Here is a 2,946-nt window from a genome sequence, read left to right as displayed (position 1 = left end):
GCAAAGGCCCGTCACGTCCATGAAACCATATTCCATGCCGTGACGCCCGACGTCGTCGACCTCGACCGCGAACTGTTCGACGGGAACGAGTGTCAGCGGTGGAAGCGGCGAACATTCCTCGATGCCGGGGACATACTCGTAGAGAACATCCATCTCGAGGCGCCAGGCGTGATGCTCGTCAGGCAAATTGGTGAGCGCCGCGTGGGCATCCCGCAATTCGCGCAGAGCCCGACGGAGAGCAATCGGTAACTTCGACGTGGGCGCTGCCCTCGCGGCGAGCATCCACTCCGGCCGCCTGGCGTTCATTTCGGACGGCATGGTCTGGGCCTCGATCTCGCCGTCGTTAGCCCCGTGGAGTGCAATGAGGGCTTCGCGGGCAGCGGCGTCCTCGGTCTCGCCGTCCCAATAATACATCGAGATGTTGTCGAAGAGGTCGTCGTAGCAGAAGACCGGGAGAGCGCTTCCGAGCGTGCGCTCGAGCGCCCGATAGGCAGCCGCGCGCCACGAGATCGGCCGGTTGCTGTCCTCGATCCATCCGAGATCGAGTTGCCCGACGCTGTCGCAGACGATTGCGACCGCCGGCGCCCCACAGGATTCGCCGTTGAGCACGACGACACGCAAGTCCGCGATCGTGCAGGTACGCAGGATTTCGAGGACCTCGGCCTGGAAGACCCGTTCGATATGCCGGCGCGCCTCAGGGCGCGTGCGCCGCAATGTTTCCTGCTCCTTCGAGGCGACCCAACTGCCGACGAGCTTATGGTGGGCGGCCAGAGGTCGATCGAACATCACCGGAATGTCGCGGGAAATACGGACGGCGCTGCCGGCCAGATCAGCCGAGCGGAGGGAGACAGAGTCCTGAGGGCGGCGGGATAGGATCGGCGGGGCCGTCCTCGCGCGTGTCCGCGCCAAGGATGATCTTCGCGTGGAGGGCCTCGGCCTGTTTACTGCAGGCCGGTCGGGAAGGCTCGGAAGAGTCGCCATGATCATCCTCGATCCAATGCAAGAGCGTGCAGCGCGGTGCGGCGGGAATGGCCGCCGCTTGCCGGCGCACCACCTCAGCCCTTCGTGCCGACCGCGCGGCGATATTCGGTGACATGGACGCCGCCCGTCACCCCGGCATCGACCAGGTCGGCGTTGAGGATCGCCGGATAGAGGGTGGCATGATAGGCGCGCAGCCCCTGCTGATCGTTGGCAAGGTGCGGCGGCTGGGGAAGATCAATACCGTCATAGCGGTAGACGCGGGCGAGATGATCGATCTGCATCGGAATATCCTCGTTGGAGACGTAAAAAGGGGTGCGATCGAGCCTGATCACCAGAGGCTGGCGGGCTCCTCGGATTTGGCATCAGCCGGGAGGGCGCCCGGCGCTGGCGCCGTCGGCGCGCTCGCGGTGGCTGCGGGCTTGGCGGGTGCCGATGCCGCCTTTGCCTTCGCTGCCTCCGCAGACGCCGCGCGCGCGGCCTCGGCCGCGTCCCGCTGGGTCGCGATCTGGTCGGCAAGCGCCATGCGCGTGGCAATCAGTCCACCGAGCGCACCCTCGGCGCCCTTCGCAAGCTCTGCATCGATCTCGGCGGCCGTCGCGGTGATCGAGATCGGGCGCAGCTCGCCGGCCTCGGCCTTGTGCGTTTTGCCTTCTGCGACGCGGGGAATGATGATGAGGGTGACGACACCGTCATCGCCGGCGACAAGATCGAAGGCGAGCGAATAGCTGCCCAGCATGGGCAGGAGATTGGTGATCAGCATTGTGGTGATTCCTTGATTGGAAAGTTGGGCGGGGTCAGGCGGCCAGCTCGGTGACAACCTCGTCGGCCTTGGCGGGCGGAAGCGAACGGGGCGGCGCATAGCGACCATCGAGGGCCATCGCGCTTGGCACCCGGCCAGCCCAGTCGAACCCGACAGCATTCAACATGCCGGAGATGAGGTCGCCCTTCTTGGCGCCGAGCAACTTGGAGAAGGCCTTCTCGCCCATGTGCGCGACCAGGCCGCTCTCGCCGGCAATGAATTTGAGCTCGTCCTTCGTGTAGCGTTCGAGGAAGGCGCGATCGACCTGCCAGACCGTCCGGATGTCGATGCCGAAGGCGCCGGCGAGATCGGCGACGTGCGCGAATGACTGAACGTCCCGGGCATATGCGGCTCCGATCGCGGCGAGCACCGTGGTGGCCTGTCCTTCCGACAATTCGCGGATCACGGCGATCTTGTCCTTGAATCCGCGGTCCGGGAACGCGGCATCGACCAACAGCGCGGCGCGCGAGGTCAAAGTGTCTGCCTTGATGTGCGACAGCGTGCCGGTCAGCGCCGCCACGAGGATCGCCGCCTGGGCATTCGATGGATCGTCGGCGAGCCCGCGAGCGAGTGCCGTCCGCCACGTCGCCTCCCGCAATTCGGAAGTGCGGCCCGCAATGGATTTCGCGGTGCTGCTCGGCCCGCCGTTGGCGGAGACCTTGCGCACAACGGTGCCGCGGCCAACCAGAGGAGCTACAGTCGCGGATCCGTCGGTCGGACGGTCGGTCTCGCCGACTTCGTCCATCTCGTCGCCGACATCGCCATTATCGTCCTCGTCGCCATCGGTATCGATCGCCGAGGCAGCTTCCGCGGCCTCGGCGGCAGCCTCAGCTTCACGGCGCGCCGCCTCGACGGCTTCGGTCTTGAGCTGGAAGCAGGTGGTGTTGGTGCAGTGGCCATCATCGACATGGGTGTCGAACAGGGCGCGCTGCGTCCCCGAATTGAACGGACAGGTGGTGCATTCCGTTTTGTCGAACAGGGCATCGGCGAGGCGCTGCGTGACCTTCATGAGAAGATCGCGGGTCTTTGCGATGTCGAGGCCGGCCGCGATGATCGTCTCGAGCGCTTTGTCCTGCTTGTCGGCGGGAACGGCGGCGAGCAATTCGGCGTGTCCGACCTTGATCCGGCGCTCGTCGAGCGCGGTTTTGACGGTCTCGGAAAGGTCG

At 65.8% G+C, this 2,946-nt stretch carries 4 protein-coding genes; all 4 read right to left on the bottom strand.

Going from position 1 to position 2,946, the window contains the following annotated elements; genetic code table 11:
* The coding region (locus tag DI605_RS21390; protein WP_293977803.1) for a hypothetical protein at window positions 1-786 on the bottom strand (786 nt) is incomplete at its 3' end.
* A gap of 269 nt (window positions 787-1,055) precedes the next feature.
* Window positions 1,056-1,262 (bottom strand): PRTRC system protein C, encoded by a 207-nt coding sequence (locus DI605_RS21385; protein WP_367120085.1) that lies wholly within the window; start codon window positions 1,260-1,262, stop codon window positions 1,056-1,058.
* 47 nt (window positions 1,263-1,309) lie between these two features.
* Window positions 1,310-1,741, bottom strand: a complete 432-nt coding sequence (locus DI605_RS21380; RefSeq protein WP_293977799.1) for a PRTRC system protein E — start codon at window positions 1,739-1,741, stop codon at window positions 1,310-1,312.
* 34 nt (window positions 1,742-1,775) lie between these two features.
* Window positions 1,776-2,946, bottom strand: a 1,171-nt coding sequence (locus tag DI605_RS21375; RefSeq protein WP_293977797.1) for a chromosome partitioning protein ParB, incomplete at its 5' end; no start/stop codon positions are given.

The organism is Sphingomonas sp., from assembly GCF_003248515.1.
In the GTDB taxonomy this organism is placed as follows: Bacteria; Pseudomonadota; Alphaproteobacteria; order Sphingomonadales; family Sphingomonadaceae; genus Sphingomonas_I.
The sequence above is the reverse complement of the archived record's forward strand: the minus strand, read 5'-3'. Positions and strand labels throughout refer to the sequence as shown.

Bases quoted from the DNA above. Each gene is read 5' to 3' on its own strand.
- DI605_RS21380 (WP_293977799.1), bottom strand. From the start codon at position 1,741: ATGCTGATCACCAATCTCCTGCCCATGCTGGGCAGCTATTCGCTCGCC.
- DI605_RS21385 (WP_367120085.1), bottom strand. From the start codon at position 1,262: ATGCAGATCGATCATCTCGCCCGCGTCTACCGCTATGACGGTATTGAT.